This window comes from Burkholderia metallica (assembly GCF_902832845.1).
Lineage (GTDB): Bacteria > Pseudomonadota > Gammaproteobacteria > Burkholderiales > Burkholderiaceae > Burkholderia > Burkholderia metallica.
Map to the genome: position 1 here is coordinate 245,954 of NZ_CADFDB010000011.1, position 14,829 is coordinate 260,782.

Below are 14,829 nucleotides of genomic sequence, written 5' to 3' on the forward strand. Positions count from 1 at the left end.
GAGGCTATTGCGCCGGCTGCCCGCCCTGCACCGCGGCCTTGTGCTGCGCGGCCTGCTCCTGCGCCTGCTTCTTCGCCATGTGGTGGCCGACGATACAGCCGCCGACCGCGCCGACGACCGCGTGGTGCCCGGCGTAGTGGCCGGCTACGCCGCCGACCACCGCGCCCTTCATGCAGCCCGCCGCGTGCGCGCTGCCGATCGTTGCGAGCGCAACGACGGCGGCGGCGCACAGCCTGATGTGTCGAATGGGCATCATGTCTTCATGCTCCTCTTGTCGCGATCAGCGGAACCGCTCAATTCCAGCGGTCGCCGTGCCAGCCGCCGCGGTCGTGGTCGCGCCACTCGTGCTCGCGCCATTCACGGCGACGCCACTCGTGTTCGCGCCACTGACGCGCGCGCCAGTCGTCGTAGCGGTAGCCGACCGGCGCATACGCGACCGGCGGCGGAGCCACGTAGACGGGCGCCGGCGCCGCGTAGGCCGGCACGCCGATGCCGACCGACAGGTCGACGTGGGCCGATGCGACGCCCGAGGCTGCCAGCGCCGCTACACCGAGAACTGCACCGAGAATAAGTTTCTTGCTCATCTCGCGACTCCCTGCACGTGTCGTGCGTCTTGTGAATACGGTTTGGAGTCTAGGCACCGGACACTGACACAGGTGAAACGGGTCTGCGAGACAGGTAACGGACGTTTACAGGCGCCCGCAAAGCCTTGCCGGGCAAGGGAGAGCGCACACTCCAGACACCGTTGCAACGGTGCATCGGGCCGGTAAAAAAGGGTTGTCGGCGCGAATCGGGGCGATTCGATCGCGCTCGCCGGCGTGCACGAGCGTGCACCGGAGGCGGAACCGCCCGCCCGCTGCGGCGCGAGCGGTTCGCAGCGGTGCGCGTTACGCGCGGATATCGTCGACGCTGCGCAGCCAGTGCACGCTGAACAGGTTGTCGGCGTCGGTCCATACGGTATCGGGCTCGAATCCCGCGCGGCGCGCGATCGCATGGAAGCCGTCGATCGTGAACTTGTGCGAGTTCTCCGTGTGGATGTGCTCGCCGGCGTCGAAGCGGAACGTATGGCCGCGCACGTGCACGGTCTGCGCGACGTCGCTGACGAGATGCATTTCGATGCGCTGCCGCTCGCGGTCGTAGAACGCGCAATGCGAGAACGCGTCGACGTCGAAATCGGCGCCAAGTTCGGCATTCGCGCGCACGAGCAGGTTCAGGTTGAACTGCGCGGTCACGCCCTGCGCGTCGTTGTACGCGTCGTGCAGCGTACGCTCGTCCTTCACGAGATCGGCGCCGACCAGCAGGCCGCCGCCGCGCAGCAGCCGCGCGGCATCGCGCAGGAACGCATCGGCCTCTTCCGGCGAGAAATTGCCGATCGTCGAGCCGGGAAAGAAGCCGATCCGCCGCCGCGGCGTGTCGGTCAGCGCGGCCAGCTGCTCGGCCTTCGTGTAGTCGGCCGCGAGCGGCGCGACGTCGAGCCACGGATAGGCCGAACGCAGCCGCGCGGCCGCGCCGTGCAGGTAGTCGGCCGAGATGTCGACCGGGATGTAGCGCGCCGGCGCGTTCGCGTAGTTGCCCGCGAATGCGTCGAGCAGCACGCGGATCTTCTCGAGCGAGCCCGCGCCGAATTCGACGATGTCCGCATGCGGGCCGACGCGCTGCACGATCTCGGCCGCGCGATCGCGCAGGATGCCGAGTTCGGTGCGCGTCGGGTAATACTCCGGCAGCTCGCAGATGCGGTCGAACAGCGCGGAGCCGGCCGCATCGTAGAAGTATTTCGGCGAAATGCTGCGCGATGGGCGCGACAGTCCGTCGATCAGGTCGCGCTCGAACGCGCTCGGCCGCGAATCGCGGGCGGGTTGCTGGCCACCGCTCGTGGCCGTCTGGTCAGACGTCTCGCGCAAGTCGCACTCCCGTGAATTGCCAGCGTGCCGCCGGCGGAAAGAAATTGCGGTACGTCGGCCGTTCGTGCCCGGGCGGCGTCGCGATGCTGCTGCCGCGCAGGACCTGCTGGCCGACCATGAACTTGCCGTTGTATTCGGCAGCGACGCCCGCGAGCGGCCGGAAGCCCGGATACGGCTCGTAGGACGAACGCGTCCACTGCCAGACGTGCCCGAGCATCTGCCGGATACCGTCGGCGGCGAACGCGGTTTCCCATTCGAATTCGGTCGGCAGCCGCGCGCCGGCCCATTCCGCATACGCGGCCGCTTCGTAGAAGCTCACGTGGCATACCGGCGCATCGGGTGCGAGCGGCTCGACGCCGTGCAGACCGAACGTGCGCCGCACACGCGTGCCGGCCGCATCGTCGTCGTCGGGCATCCAGTACGCGGGCCCTTGCCACCCTTCCCGCTGCACCGTCGCCCAGCCGTCCGACAGCCAGAACTCGGGGCGCGTATAGCCGCCGTCGGCGATGAACGCCGCGAATTCCGCGTTCGTCACGAGACGGTTCGCGATCTCGTACGGCCGCACGAGCGCCGTATGGCGCGGCCGTTCGTTGTCGAACGAGAACGCGTCGCCGTCGTGGCCGATCTCGACGAGCCCGCCCGGCTGGTGCAGCCAGCGCAGCTCGCCGGCGTCGCCCGCGGCCATCGCATCGCCGTCCATCCCGTTGCGCGGCCGGAACGCCGGCTTCAGCGGGTTGCACGAGAACGCATGCAGCATGTCCGTGACGATCAGCTCCTGGTGCTGCTGCTCGTGATTCAGGCCGAGCACGACCTCGGGCGCCATCGCGTCGAGCAAGGCCGCATCGGCGCCGGCCAGCGCGCGCAGCATCGCGTCGTCGACGTATTGCCGGTACGCATGCACTTCGTCGAGCGACGGACGCGTGAGCAGCCCGCGCTGCGGCCGCGGATGGCGCGGGCCGAGCGCTTCGTAATACGAATTGAAGAGGAACTGGAATGCCGTGTCGAACGGCGCGTAGCCAGGCACGCGACGCATCAGCACGACGGTTTCGAAGAACCAGGTCGTATGCGCGAGATGCCATTTGGTCGGACTCGCGTCGGGCATCGACTGCACGGCCTGGTCTTCGGCGGACAGCGTCGCGGTCAGCGCGACGCTATGGGTGCGCACGTCCTGGTAACGGCGCTGAAGCTGTGATGCAAGGAGGCTCATCGGTTTACCGTCCACGTCGCGATTCGCTGCGTTGCGTTGCCGGAAAAGGGAAAGCCTTGCGCTCGGGATGCGCGCGGCTGACGTGCGACCTGCTGCTGCGTCGTCGGGCAGCCGGCGCGCGCGCCGGGCCGCGGATGCGGCGTCACTTCGTCTGCCCGTGCAGAACAGTATGGGCCAGAAATGTGAACGTCGCGAATCGGATTTCGGGTGAAACGATTGCGAAAGAAAAATGAAAGCATCGGGGCCGTGCCTGTCGCAGATTGGGCAAACCGCCGGCGCCTGTCGCGGCGGGGATGGCCGAGCGACGCAATGCGCATGCCCGCACCTGCACGCTACTGACGCCCCGTGACAGCCGTCCGGCGCGCACGAAAGGAGTCCGGCACGGATTCGTCGGAGAAACTGTGTCATGCAGCCGATGCGTGCGCGGGTATCGCGGTCGTCGGCGCCCCGCCCGGCCGCACTGCCCGCCGCTCGTCGCCGCATGCTTTATCGGGTTTTCGAAAATTTTTCGCATCGATGTCACACGCGCGGGGGGCTCGCTCGTCATATCACCGGAACCCACACGAAAGGAGAAGGAACCATGACTGCGAAACTCAATCCGTTTGCCGCCGCTCCCGCGCTGATGAAGAACTGGATGACCGTGTCGGTCGCCGTTGCCGGGAGCCTCGAGCCGACGCTGGTCGAGCTGGTCAAGATCCGCGCGTCGCAGATCAACGCGTGCGCGAACTGCATTAACATGCACACCGCCGAGGCGCGCGGGCAAGGCGAGACCGAGCAGCGCATCTACCTGCTGTCGGCATGGCGCGAAGCGCCCTGCTACACCGACCGCGAACGCGCGGCGCTCGGCTGGACCGAGGCGCTCACGCGGCTGTCGGAAAGCCATGCCGCGCACGAAGCGGCCTACGCGGCGCTGAACGACCACTTCAGCCAGGAGGAACAGGTGAAGCTCACGCTGATGATCAACGTGATCAACGGCTGGAACCGGCTCGCGGTCGGCTTCGGGCTGTGGATCGAGCCGGCCGATGCGAAGGCCGCCGCCGCGAAGATGGTGGCCTGATGACGAACCTCGACCCGGCCAAGGGCAGCGCCGAAGCGCGGGCCGACGCGGCGGCGAGCTTCGACCCGCTGCGTCGCACGCTGATCCGCGTCGCGTACCGGATGCTCGGTTCCGTCGCGGATGCCGAGGACATGGTGCAGGACGCGTTCATCCGCTGGATGGACGTCGAGCGCACCGAGGTACGCGTGCCCGAGGCGTTCCTGCGCCGCATGGTGATGCGCATGTGCCTCGACCAGCTGAAGTCCGCGCGGCACCAGCGCGAGACCTATATCGGCCCGTGGCTACCCGAGCCGGTCGTCGAGGAAGACGAACAGGAAGACGTCACGCTGCCGCTGCTGCTCGCGCTCGAACGGCTGTCGCCGCTCGAACGCGCGGCGTTCCTGCTGCACGACGTGTTCGGCCTCGAGTTCGACGAAGTGGCCACGACGATCCAGCGCGAGCCGGCCGCATGCCGGCAGCTCGCCGCACGGGCCCGCACACACGTGCGCGAAGCGCGGCCGCGGTTTCATGTCGAGAAGCAGCGCGGAATCGAACTGGCGGAGGCGTTCTTCGCGGCGTCACGCAGCGGCGACATGCGCGCGCTCGGCGCGATGCTCGCCGAGGACGTGAGCCTGCATTCCGATGGCGGCGGCAAGCGCACGGCGGCCGGCAAGCCGGTGTTCGGCTTCGAGCCCGTGATGAAGGTGCACGAGTATCTGGCCGGGCTGTTCGCCACGCATGCGTCGAAGCTCGTGCGGGCGTGCTTCATCAACGGACTGCCGGGTTTCGTTACGCTGGAATCGGATGGCGAGCTGCAGACGACGGCGCTCGAGATCGAGGACGGGAAGATCGTCGCGATCTATGTCGTGCGTAATCCAGACAAATTGAAGCATCTGCATTGACGGTGGAGGGAGCCCGCGCTGCATGCCGTGCGAGCGCATGGCGGCGGTGCGCCCTGCCCGATTCTTCGTGTCGTTTGTTCGTATCGTTACGTCCGGCTTCGCCTGTTATCGGTTGGCCGTTGCCGGTCGTCGCGATCAATACGGCCCGTGCAACATCATCATCAGGACGCCGAGCAACGGCGTCGCGACCGCGAAACCGGCCGCCGCGAGCCAGTTCGTGCCGCCCTGCGCTTTCAGCAGCGCGAGAAACGATTCACGGGACGTCGCGTTCGGACGCAGCTTGTCGATCCTGCGTTCGACGTGCGTGCGGTAGAGGCTGTTTCCGCACCAGCCGATCGCGACCGCGATCCCGATCGTGACCGGATCGATCGTGCTCGATTCGAAGTATGTCGGGAAGTACAGCAATTCGACCAGCGTGATGCCGAGCGTCGCGCCGAGCACGGCGGCCGCCTGCCAGTACATGCCGCGATACGCCATCCAGACCGGGCCCAGGACGCACGCGGCCCAGTTCCAGGACTGCCGGTTCTTTCGCGACGCGGCGATCGCCCATTTCTTCTCGAACCAGTCGGCTTTCTTGCCGACGTAAGCGGCGATCTCGTCGTTGCTCGCGGACGATGTGGCGGTCGTAACGTCGGACATGGTCGTGTGCTCTCGGTCGCGCGGATCGCGCGTCGTTGTGTCGTGATGCGGTGGAAATCGAGCGACGTGCGACGCGGCCGCTTCGATGCGCACACGATTCTACTCGCCGTGAGGCGGCCGTCGTATGGCAGATCGGGATGTCGACGAGGATGCGATGCCGGGGTTCGCGCGACGCATCGGGGCGTCATGCATCGTTTCGGACCGGAAAAAGAAAAACGCCACGCGAAGTTGCCGCGTGGCGTTTGTATGTTGGCGAGCCGCATTGCCTGTAGGCAAGTTGTGCTGCCAGACCCCTTCATTTTGTTCGTTGGTAGGCTCGATTGGATTCGAACCAACGACCCCCACCATGTCAAGGTGGTGCTCTAACCAACTGAGCTACGAGCCTAAGAAGCCGCGAATTATAGAGAGGGTTTTTGAGGAGCACAAGCCCCTTCGTGAAAATTTTTTGAATCGCGGTGCGCGGAGGTCGACGATCGATGTTGCGTGGCGATGCCGCGCAAGTTGATCTCGCCGCTTCGCGTCACAGCAAAACGCGTCGATGCACTGTGGTGTTATCCACATTGCCCTCTGGATAACCATCCGGCAAGCCTCTGGATTCACAGTGGAACGATTGAGGATATGTCGCCGCGGCTGTGAATCGACGAAAAGTTGTTCTGTGCTGCGCTGAGCTGTTCACGTGGCTCACCCATGGTTATGCATTCTGCTTCCCGCTGGAAATTCAGTGCGTTACGGAGGTTATCCACTGTGACGCACAGGACTTGTTAACTATCACTACGTATATATACGAACCCTGTTAACACCTTTGGATAAGCACAGTCCGTCGACTGTGATCCGCGCGGGATATGCACTGCTTGCAGTGAACGGATGAAGGAAGCGGAACGCTGTGGAGCGATCGCGCGATACGTGAGCCGTCATGTCTGTAGAATCGCCTGCATTCAGGATGCAAGAGCCTGACGCACAGGCTCACGACACATGACCGATGCTTCGTGGACGCGGCTCGACGCACTCGATATCGATGCAGTCGTACACCGGTTGCAGCAACAGCCTGGCGACATCGTGTTCGAGCAACGCGTGTCGATCCCGGAGGCCGAAGTCCTGTGTTGCCGCTACAAGGGCGAGCGATTCAACGTGAAGTTCGATCTCGACTACGGGGTGTTCGTCGATCGCGTCGGGAAGCTGTCGGACGAGGACATCGCGGAGATCGTGAGATGGCTCACGAAAGAAGCAGAGTGACGACAGCGGACAAAACTGGACGAGGGGATCGATGCAGATGCCTGTCGACGAGGTGCTGGTGACGGATATTGCCGGCCACGTTGCGGTTGTCGTGACCGACGTGATGGCTGCCGCCTATGTGCTGACGCAATTGGGCTTTGCTCGGCAATCCGATCGCTGGGAACGCGCGATCGCAGACGATACCGACCGCCAGGCACTCGTTGCCGCGCTTGTTGATCTGGATGTGCTGTTCTCCGCAGGTCGCGACTGGAGCCCGCAGGCGCTCGTCGAGTATTACCGGGAGATCGGCGTCGTGCGGCGCGGGTACCGTTCGGTTGCGTGGCGCGGGCCGACGCAATACGTGATCGAGCAGCATGACTGAATCACGCGAGGCAAGGTCATGACATACAACGTGCGTTCGAACCCTGAGCCATCGATGAGAATGACCGACACGATGAAACCCAAGAACCACCCGGGCGACATGAGCACTGCCCGCAACCGGAGCCGCTAATGGGCCCCCTTCATTGCCGTCGGCACGGTCGCGACAACGGGATGACGACATCGGCGGGCATTGCCGCGCTCATCCGGCAGCGTGGGCAATGCTTGTCCGGCGAGCTCGTGAAGGTTTCGCTCGATCGGCCGAAATACAGCCGGGAAATGTGGATGCTGCGTGCCGAACTCGACGAGCACGAGGTCGATGCGACCTTTATCGACCGGGTCGCACACGTGAAGGCGTTTCCGAAGATTGCGGCGCTGGAGCGCTTGCGCGAGCATCTGTGTTCGGCATGCCTGGACGAACTGCTCGTGCGTTCCGGCGAGATGCCTTATAAACCGACGACGCTGGAGCAGGCGTTCGACACGTCCGTCGTCGCGGCGAATGCGAAATGGTCGCGCGACGTCGCGCGCTGCGAGTTGCACGGGTTGATCCGGCCGACGCGGACCTCACCGGATATCGAGGCCGCGATCTTGTCGATCGACGTGATCCGCGATTGTCACGTCGTGCAGGTGACCAATGCCAGCGTGCAGCACGAAACCAAGCATTGGTTTGGCGAAGCGTTCTTGCACAAGGTGCTCGGGATGGATATCGACATCGTCGAATCGACGTTGCGCATCGATGATCGGGCCATGTTCAGGCAGATGTGGGACGCCGGTGAGCTCGTGTGTCCGGACTGCCTGCGGGAGGTGTTGGAACGTAGCGGTCTGCGCAACAGAGGTACGCGGACGTGAGCGTAGCGGAGCGAGCGTGACGGACACGATCAAGCAGGATGCCGCCCGGCATGTGCGGGCTCGGCGTTGTATGTGTGGATAACCCCGGAACAAAACGACGCGAAACGCTGTGCGAGCAAAAGGTGAGCATGCGCCCGGATCGCAAGTCGGGTGCGGATCCCGGCGAATTCGTGCCGCGACGAACCGGTCCCAATGCACACGCGCAAGACTGGACGGAGAGCCGCCGGCTCTACGATGTGAGCGCTGGTGGAATGTGCATCGCGTTCGCGCGCTTCTCGGCGGGCCGGATGTGGACAACCCGCATACGCAACCAGTCGAATCGCTGTGCATCGAACCGGTGAGCATCTTGCATTCAACCGCACGAATCATCGCGAACGCCTTGTCTGGCAGAGCTTTGCCGGAGTAGAGCGGACGATGCAGTTGGCTTTCGCACGATCCGCCGCGATCGAATGGCTTGTGGATATCGAGAAGTCAAAGCATTCGAAGTCCTGTGCGTTCAGCGCGTGAGGGTAATCGAATTCGCAGCGGATGTTCGCGTTATCTCACGGGGTGTGGATATCACACACCGAAACAACCCGAAAAGCTGTGCGCGCCCAAGATGAGCGAGTCGACCGGCGACCGCATGCGGTGTCGCCGTGATCGATGTGGATATCCTGTTCCGCGGCGACTCGAAACGCTGTGATTCAAAAAAAGGTGAGGGCACCAGAGGCACACCGATGTGGACAACAGACCAGTAAGCCAGTCGAAACGCTGTGCAAACGACTGGTGATCGTGCCACGCCCAAGCCGGCAAAGCCGCATCATTCCGGGCGCTTGAGGCCATCGAGCGCCGCCGGCAGGGCGCGCATCGTACCACTCAAGTCTGCTGATCGAGCGCCTGCACGACTGCTTTCTCTGCGAGGCTCCCGGCCGGCCCGACCACCGCATAGTTGAGCCCGTTCACCGATCCATACCGCGCGAGCAGCGCACCATCCACACGTTGCCCGCTCGGCAGCAGTCGATGTTTCGATTCCGCCGGCCGCAGATAGAAGCTCAGCGTCCGCCCGGCTGCGTCCTCATAGAGCACCATCGCAGCCGTGGCGCCACTGTCCGTCGTGAACAACCGTCCGCCGACGGGCCTGAACCCCGCCGCGCTCAGATCCGGCAGCTTCGCCGACGCGCCCACGCGCGTGGTGAGCCACCCCTGCAAATCGCCCGCACCCGTCGGCCGGTAATCGACCTTCGCCGTCTGATCGACCACCATCATCCGGTAAGCCTCGACCGCATCACTCATCGGCGCGATGGGCGGCGGCGCGTTCCACCCGCGCGCCTGCCACCCGCCGAAGGTCCCCAGCCCGACGCAGAACACGAACGAAGCCGCCATCGCGAACCGCATCCGCGTGCGCTCCACGCGCCGTCCGCGAATCGCCGCCGGATCCAGTGCAGGGTTATCGGCCGGCATCCGCACGCTTTCCAGCGCGGTCCGCAACCGCTGCGCATCCTGCTGCCATTGCTTCACCTGTTCCGCGCGCTCCGGGTGCAGCGCGAGATAGCGCTCGACCGCGACGCGCGCATCGTCGTCGAGCTGGCCGTCCACATAGGCCTGAAGGTCGTGTTCGTTCGGAGGCGTGTTCATTTCTTCATCAAGCGGAGAGAAGGAGCGGGAAGCTCGCCGTCGCTGAGCTGGCGCAGCGCCTGGCGTGCGCGGGAGAGTCGCGACATCACGGTGCCGATCGGCACGTCGAGCAGGTCGGCGACTTCCTGATACGTGAAGCCTTCGACCGCGACGAGCAGCAGCAGGCTGCGCTGTTCATCGGAGAGCCGGCCGAACGCTTCGAGCGTCGCGCGCGCCGCGAATTCGCGTTCGGCGGACGGCCAGTGTGCTTCGTCATCGTCGCGGATGCGCCCAAGCAGCCACGCGTAGCGCTTCGCGCTACGTTTGCCGTCGAGAAACTGCCGATACAAGATCGTGAAGAGCCAGCTGCGCAGCGACGCATCGTCGCGACGGCTCGTCCAGCGCGACAGCGCGCGCTCGAGCGTCGACTGGACGAGGTCGTCGGCCGCGTGGACGTCGCGCGCGAGCCAGAGCGCGAAGCGTCGCAGCCTGGGGATGAGTTCGCGCAGTGCGTCGTCGTCGAGGGCGGTGGAGGGCATGGCCGGGCCGGTTGCCGAAAGGGTCGAGATGCCGCGTAAGACGCCGGTCGGCGCCGCTTATTCCACCAGCATAGGGGAAAAATTTTTCGTGGAATAAAGCGGCGCGGGCGGCGTCCTACGCGGGTTCGACAATGATCTGACGATCGGGAGCACATTCATGGAGCGATCTTCTTCCTCTTCTTCGCCGCAGCGCGGGCCCGGGCGCGGGTGGTGGCGCTGGGCCGCGATCGGCGGCGCGGTGGCCGGCGTGGCCGTGGCGTTCGGGTATGTCGGCGGCTGGCTCGCGCCGGCGCGTCTGACCCCGCACCGCGTCGTCGATGCGCTGCAGACGGCCGGCGGCGGCATTCATCCGGGCTTCCGGCGCAATCACGCGAAGGGTGTGTGCGTGACCGGTTACTTCGAAGGCAACGGCGCCGCGAGCGCGTATTCGGTCGCGCCGTTCTTCAAGGCGGTGCGCACGCCGGTGGTCGGGCGCTTCGCGTTGCCCGGCGGGAATCCGTATGCGCCCGACAGCAGCGTGCCGATCCGCAGCCTCGCGCTGAAGCTCACCGCGCCCAATAGCGAGCAATGGCGCACCGGGATGAACGCGATGCCGGTGTTTCCGGTCGCGACGCCGCAGGCGTTCTACGAACAACTGATGGCAACCCGGGCCGATCCGAAGACGGGCAAGCCTGATCCGGCGAAGGTGAAGGCGTTTTTCGGCGCGCATCCGGAGACGGCCGCGTTCCGCGAATGGGTGAAGGGTGCGAAGCCGAGCGCGAGCTACGTCACCGAAAGCTATTACGGATTGAACGCGTTCTACTTCGTCGATGCGGCCGGCAAGCGGCAGGCGGTGCGGTGGCGCGTCGTGCCGGAGCAGACGGTCGGCGCCGGCGACGTCGCGACGGCCGCGGATCCAAACGTGCTGCAGCAGGACGTGACGCGGCGCATCGCGGCCGGTGTGCAGAAGTGGAAGCTGCTGGTCACGCTGGCGGAGCCCGGCGATCCGGTGGACGACGCGACGAAGGTCTGGCCCGCGCAGCGCACGACGATCGACGCGGGCACGCTCGTGCTCGACCACGTGGAGGCGCAGGACAGCGGGCCGTGCCGCGACGTGAATTACGACCCGACGGTGTTGCCGCAGGGGATTCAGGTGTCGGGTGATCCGCTGCTGGCGGCGCGGTCGGCCGCGTATGCGGATTCGTATCTCCGCCGCACGAGCGAAGAGGCCGGAGTGGCGGGCGTGGCGCGATTGAGTGGGGAGGGACGGTGATGAAGGCTTCGACGACGTTTAGTTTGCCGGCGCGGGTGCTGCACTGGGTGATGGCCGCGATGATCCTCGCGATGCTGTTCATCGGGGTGGGGATGGTGGCGTCGGTGTCCGAGCGGCATGCGGTGCTGGTGGCGATTCACAAGCCGCTGGGTGTGGCCGTGCTGGTGCTGGTATGTGTGCGGATCGTGGTGCGGGTGCTGTCGACGCCGCCGGCGTTGCCCGAAGATCTGCCGTGGTGGCAGAAGATGGCTGCGCACGGATCGCATCTCGTGCTGTATGCGCTGATGGTCGCGATGCCGCTGATCGGGTGGGCGATGCTGTCGGCGGGCGGGTATCCGGTGACGCTGGGCGGCGGCGTGCAGCTGCCGGCCATCCTGTCGGCCGATCCGGTTGCATTCGCGTGGCTTCGGGTTGCGCATCGCGTGTTGGCGTATCTGTTCTTCGCGACGTTCCTCGCGCACTTTGCGGCGGCGCTGTATCACGGGCTGATTCGGCGCGACGGCGTGGTGAGGGCGATGGTGGGGCGCTGAGCGACGGCGGGTTGCGTTCGATGCCGCAGGGCTGTTCACGGGCGACCGGGACAGCGCCTGCCGTGTCGCTTATATATGACCGCTGGAGAGGTCCTCGGCGCCCCCGGAACTGCATGTCAAAAATATTTCACGAAAGGGGTTGCGCAGAGCGGGACCGGTGCTTAGAATCTCGCCTCTTTCGCGCTAACGGAAACACGGCGCGGGGGAAGAAGGGAAGCGGTGCTGTCGATGTCGGTTGTAGCGACTCCAGCGCACACGAAATTAAACCGCAGTCGTCGCAACGAAGTAGTTTAAAAAGTTGTTGACGGATTTAAAAAAACGGTTAATAATCTCGCTTCTCTGCTGCTGAAAACGCAGCGCTGCCGGGAAACTTCAGGTTTCTCGCAGAAATGCTCTTTAAAAATTAACAGCCGATAAGTGTGGGCGCTTGATGAAAGCGAGCTGATCCTCGGATCAGATAGCGAAAGTATCAAGAGTCTCACACTAAAGTAAGTCAGGTTTATGAAGTGATTCATATTCCTGTCAGCTTTGAGTGAGCGACCGGTTCGAAAGAACCGAAAACAGTAACAGGTTTAAACTGAAGAGTTTGATCCTGGCTCAGATTGAACGCTGGCGGCATGCCTTACACATGCAAGTCGAACGGCAGCACGGGTGCTTGCACCTGGTGGCGAGTGGCGAACGGGTGAGTAATACATCGGAACATGTCCTGTAGTGGGGGATAGCCCGGCGAAAGCCGGATTAATACCGCATACGATCTACGGATGAAAGCGGGGGACCTTCGGGCCTCGCGCTATAGGGTTGGCCGATGGCTGATTAGCTAGTTGGTGGGGTAAAGGCCTACCAAGGCGACGATCAGTAGCTGGTCTGAGAGGACGACCAGCCACACTGGGACTGAGACACGGCCCAGACTCCTACGGGAGGCAGCAGTGGGGAATTTTGGACAATGGGCGAAAGCCTGATCCAGCAATGCCGCGTGTGTGAAGAAGGCCTTCGGGTTGTAAAGCACTTTTGTCCGGAAAGAAATCCTTGATTCTAATACAGTCGGGGGATGACGGTACCGGAAGAATAAGCACCGGCTAACTACGTGCCAGCAGCCGCGGTAATACGTAGGGTGCGAGCGTTAATCGGAATTACTGGGCGTAAAGCGTGCGCAGGCGGTTTGCTAAGACCGATGTGAAATCCCCGGGCTCAACCTGGGAACTGCATTGGTGACTGGCAGGCTAGAGTATGGCAGAGGGGGGTAGAATTCCACGTGTAGCAGTGAAATGCGTAGAGATGTGGAGGAATACCGATGGCGAAGGCAGCCCCCTGGGCCAATACTGACGCTCATGCACGAAAGCGTGGGGAGCAAACAGGATTAGATACCCTGGTAGTCCACGCCCTAAACGATGTCAACTAGTTGTTGGGGATTCATTTCCTTAGTAACGTAGCTAACGCGTGAAGTTGACCGCCTGGGGAGTACGGTCGCAAGATTAAAACTCAAAGGAATTGACGGGGACCCGCACAAGCGGTGGATGATGTGGATTAATTCGATGCAACGCGAAAAACCTTACCTACCCTTGACATGGTCGGAATCCTGCTGAGAGGCGGGAGTGCTCGAAAGAGAACCGGCGCACAGGTGCTGCATGGCTGTCGTCAGCTCGTGTCGTGAGATGTTGGGTTAAGTCCCGCAACGAGCGCAACCCTTGTCCTTAGTTGCTACGCAAGAGCACTCTAAGGAGACTGCCGGTGACAAACCGGAGGAAGGTGGGGATGACGTCAAGTCCTCATGGCCCTTATGGGTAGGGCTTCACACGTCATACAATGGTCGGAACAGAGGGTTGCCAACCCGCGAGGGGGAGCTAATCCCAGAAAACCGATCGTAGTCCGGATTGCACTCTGCAACTCGAGTGCATGAAGCTGGAATCGCTAGTAATCGCGGATCAGCATGCCGCGGTGAATACGTTCCCGGGTCTTGTACACACCGCCCGTCACACCATGGGAGTGGGTTTTACCAGAAGTGGCTAGTCTAACCGCAAGGAGGACGGTCACCACGGTAGGATTCATGACTGGGGTGAAGTCGTAACAAGGTAGCCGTATCGGAAGGTGCGGCTGGATCACCTCCTTTCCAGAGCTTCTCGCAAAGTTGAGCGCTCACGCTTATCGGCTGTAAATTTAAAGACAGACTCAGGGGTCTGTAGCTCAGTCGGTTAGAGCACCGTCTTGATAAGGCGGGGGTCGTTGGTTCGAATCCAACCAGACCCACCATTGTCTGGCGGTAGTACCCTGAAGTTCTCTGTACATGGGGGCATAGCTCAGCTGGGAGAGCACCTGCTTTGCAAGCAGGGGGTCGTCGGTTCGATCCCGTCTGCCTCCACCAATCACCAACGCTAAGGGCTTGGTTCAGACATTGAACCGAGAATTTTGCATTGGCGATTGAGCCAGTCAGAGGATATCAACAGATATCGGCTGTCGTTCTTTAACAATCTGGAAGAAGTAAGTAATTTGGATAGCGGAAGCGTCTTGAGATGGACGTGGAAACTATCCGGGTTGTGATTGTATCGATGTATCTCAAGATGATTCGAACTCTATGTTTGACTCAATTGGAATACGGCACAACGCGAGAACTCAACCTGTAGCGGCTGTCGTCCCCCATGCGGGGATGGGGCCCTCGTAAGCGCTAAAGCGCTAACGATGGCCGACAGAGACAGACTCGTTATAGGGTCAAGCGAACAAGTGCATGTGGTGGATGCCTTGGCGATCACAGGCGATGAAGGACGCGGTAGCCTGCGAAAAGCTACGGGGAGCTGGC

The 14,829-nt window shown here is 63.3% G+C and carries 14 protein-coding genes, 3 tRNA genes and 2 rRNA genes; 11 read left to right on the forward strand and 8 right to left on the reverse strand.

Annotated features, from left to right (window positions below; all coding sequences use genetic code 11):
- Window positions 1-4: 4 nt before the first annotated feature.
- The 4 genes from HWX08_RS27715 to egtB form a co-directional block, all read right to left on the reverse strand.
- On the reverse strand, window positions 5-256 hold the full coding sequence (locus tag HWX08_RS27715) for a hypothetical protein (RefSeq protein ID WP_069255361.1): 252 nt from the start codon (window positions 254-256) through the stop codon (window positions 5-7).
- A 37-nt stretch (window positions 257-293) separates the two neighbouring features.
- Window positions 294-584: a hypothetical protein gene (locus tag HWX08_RS27720; protein WP_069255360.1), complete on the reverse strand. Its 291-nt coding sequence runs from the start codon at window positions 582-584 to the stop codon at window positions 294-296.
- A 303-nt stretch (window positions 585-887) separates the two neighbouring features.
- A complete protein-coding gene (gene egtD, locus HWX08_RS27725; RefSeq protein WP_174922859.1) occupies window positions 888-1,901 on the reverse strand; it encodes an L-histidine N(alpha)-methyltransferase in 1,014 nt (337 codons plus the stop codon).
- Complete coding sequence (egtB, locus tag HWX08_RS27730) at window positions 1,885-3,108, reverse strand: ergothioneine biosynthesis protein EgtB (RefSeq protein WP_174922860.1); 1,224 nt, start codon at window positions 3,106-3,108, stop codon at window positions 1,885-1,887. The genes egtD and egtB overlap by 17 nt, the downstream gene beginning before the upstream one ends.
- Before the next feature lie 580 nt (window positions 3,109-3,688).
- Here egtB and HWX08_RS27735 point away from each other — a divergent pair.
- Both HWX08_RS27735 and HWX08_RS27740 read left to right on the forward strand, forming a co-directional pair.
- Window positions 3,689-4,165, forward strand: a complete 477-nt coding sequence (locus HWX08_RS27735) for a carboxymuconolactone decarboxylase family protein (RefSeq protein WP_174922861.1) — start codon at window positions 3,689-3,691, stop codon at window positions 4,163-4,165.
- Window positions 4,165-5,046, forward strand: coding sequence for a sigma-70 family RNA polymerase sigma factor (locus tag HWX08_RS27740; protein WP_174922862.1), 882 nt, complete (start codon window positions 4,165-4,167; stop codon window positions 5,044-5,046). The genes HWX08_RS27735 and HWX08_RS27740 overlap by 1 nt, the downstream gene beginning before the upstream one ends.
- 135 nt (window positions 5,047-5,181) lie before the next feature.
- Here HWX08_RS27740 and HWX08_RS27745 read toward each other — a convergent pair whose 3' ends face one another.
- A complete protein-coding gene (locus tag HWX08_RS27745) occupies window positions 5,182-5,685 on the reverse strand; it encodes a DUF2628 domain-containing protein (protein WP_174922863.1) in 504 nt (167 codons plus the stop codon).
- A 308-nt stretch (window positions 5,686-5,993) separates the two neighbouring features.
- Window positions 5,994-6,070, reverse strand: a tRNA-Val gene (locus HWX08_RS27750).
- A gap of 587 nt (window positions 6,071-6,657) precedes the next feature.
- On the opposite strand from HWX08_RS27750, the gene HWX08_RS27755 reads away from it, so the two are divergent.
- The 3 genes from HWX08_RS27755 (at window position 6,658) to HWX08_RS27765 (ending at window position 8,124) form a co-directional block, all read left to right on the forward strand.
- Complete coding sequence (locus HWX08_RS27755) at window positions 6,658-6,918, forward strand: hypothetical protein (RefSeq protein WP_174922864.1); 261 nt, start codon at window positions 6,658-6,660, stop codon at window positions 6,916-6,918.
- Window positions 6,919-6,949: 31 nt separating this feature from the next.
- Window positions 6,950-7,279 carry a hypothetical protein gene (locus tag HWX08_RS27760; RefSeq protein WP_174922865.1) on the forward strand — a complete coding sequence of 110 codons (330 nt, stop codon included), beginning with the start codon at window positions 6,950-6,952 and terminating at the stop codon, window positions 7,277-7,279.
- Between the two features lie 170 nt (window positions 7,280-7,449).
- On the forward strand, window positions 7,450-8,124 hold the full coding sequence (locus HWX08_RS27765) for a hypothetical protein (RefSeq protein ID WP_174922866.1): 675 nt from the start codon (window positions 7,450-7,452) through the stop codon (window positions 8,122-8,124).
- Window positions 8,125-8,979: 855 nt separating this feature from the next.
- Here HWX08_RS27765 and HWX08_RS27770 read toward each other — a convergent pair.
- Entirely contained in the window at window positions 8,980-9,738 is a 759-nt protein-coding gene (locus HWX08_RS27770) for an anti-sigma factor family protein (RefSeq protein WP_174922867.1), read from the reverse strand.
- Window positions 9,735-10,256 carry a sigma-70 family RNA polymerase sigma factor gene (locus tag HWX08_RS27775; RefSeq protein WP_034200555.1) on the reverse strand — a complete coding sequence of 174 codons (522 nt, stop codon included), beginning with the start codon at window positions 10,254-10,256 and terminating at the stop codon, window positions 9,735-9,737. The genes HWX08_RS27770 and HWX08_RS27775 overlap by 4 nt, the downstream gene beginning before the upstream one ends.
- Before the next feature lie 157 nt (window positions 10,257-10,413).
- Here HWX08_RS27775 and HWX08_RS27780 point away from each other — a divergent pair, with 157 nt between their 5' ends.
- From HWX08_RS27780 to HWX08_RS27805, 6 genes are all read left to right on the forward strand, one after another.
- Entirely contained in the window at window positions 10,414-11,508 is a 1,095-nt protein-coding gene (locus HWX08_RS27780; protein ID WP_174922868.1) for a catalase family peroxidase, read from the forward strand.
- On the forward strand, window positions 11,508-12,038 hold the full coding sequence (locus HWX08_RS27785) for a cytochrome b (protein ID WP_174922869.1): 531 nt from the start codon (window positions 11,508-11,510) through the stop codon (window positions 12,036-12,038). The genes HWX08_RS27780 and HWX08_RS27785 overlap by 1 nt, the downstream gene beginning before the upstream one ends.
- Before the next feature lie 574 nt (window positions 12,039-12,612).
- Window positions 12,613-14,145: ribosomal RNA gene (locus HWX08_RS27790) — 16S ribosomal RNA — on the forward strand.
- 63 nt (window positions 14,146-14,208) lie between these two features.
- Window positions 14,209-14,285, forward strand: a tRNA-Ile gene (locus tag HWX08_RS27795).
- A 36-nt stretch (window positions 14,286-14,321) separates the two neighbouring features.
- A tRNA-Ala gene (locus HWX08_RS27800) sits at window positions 14,322-14,397 on the forward strand.
- Window positions 14,398-14,739: 342 nt separating this feature from the next.
- Window positions 14,740-14,829 (forward strand): 23S ribosomal RNA (locus HWX08_RS27805); the annotation flags it as partial.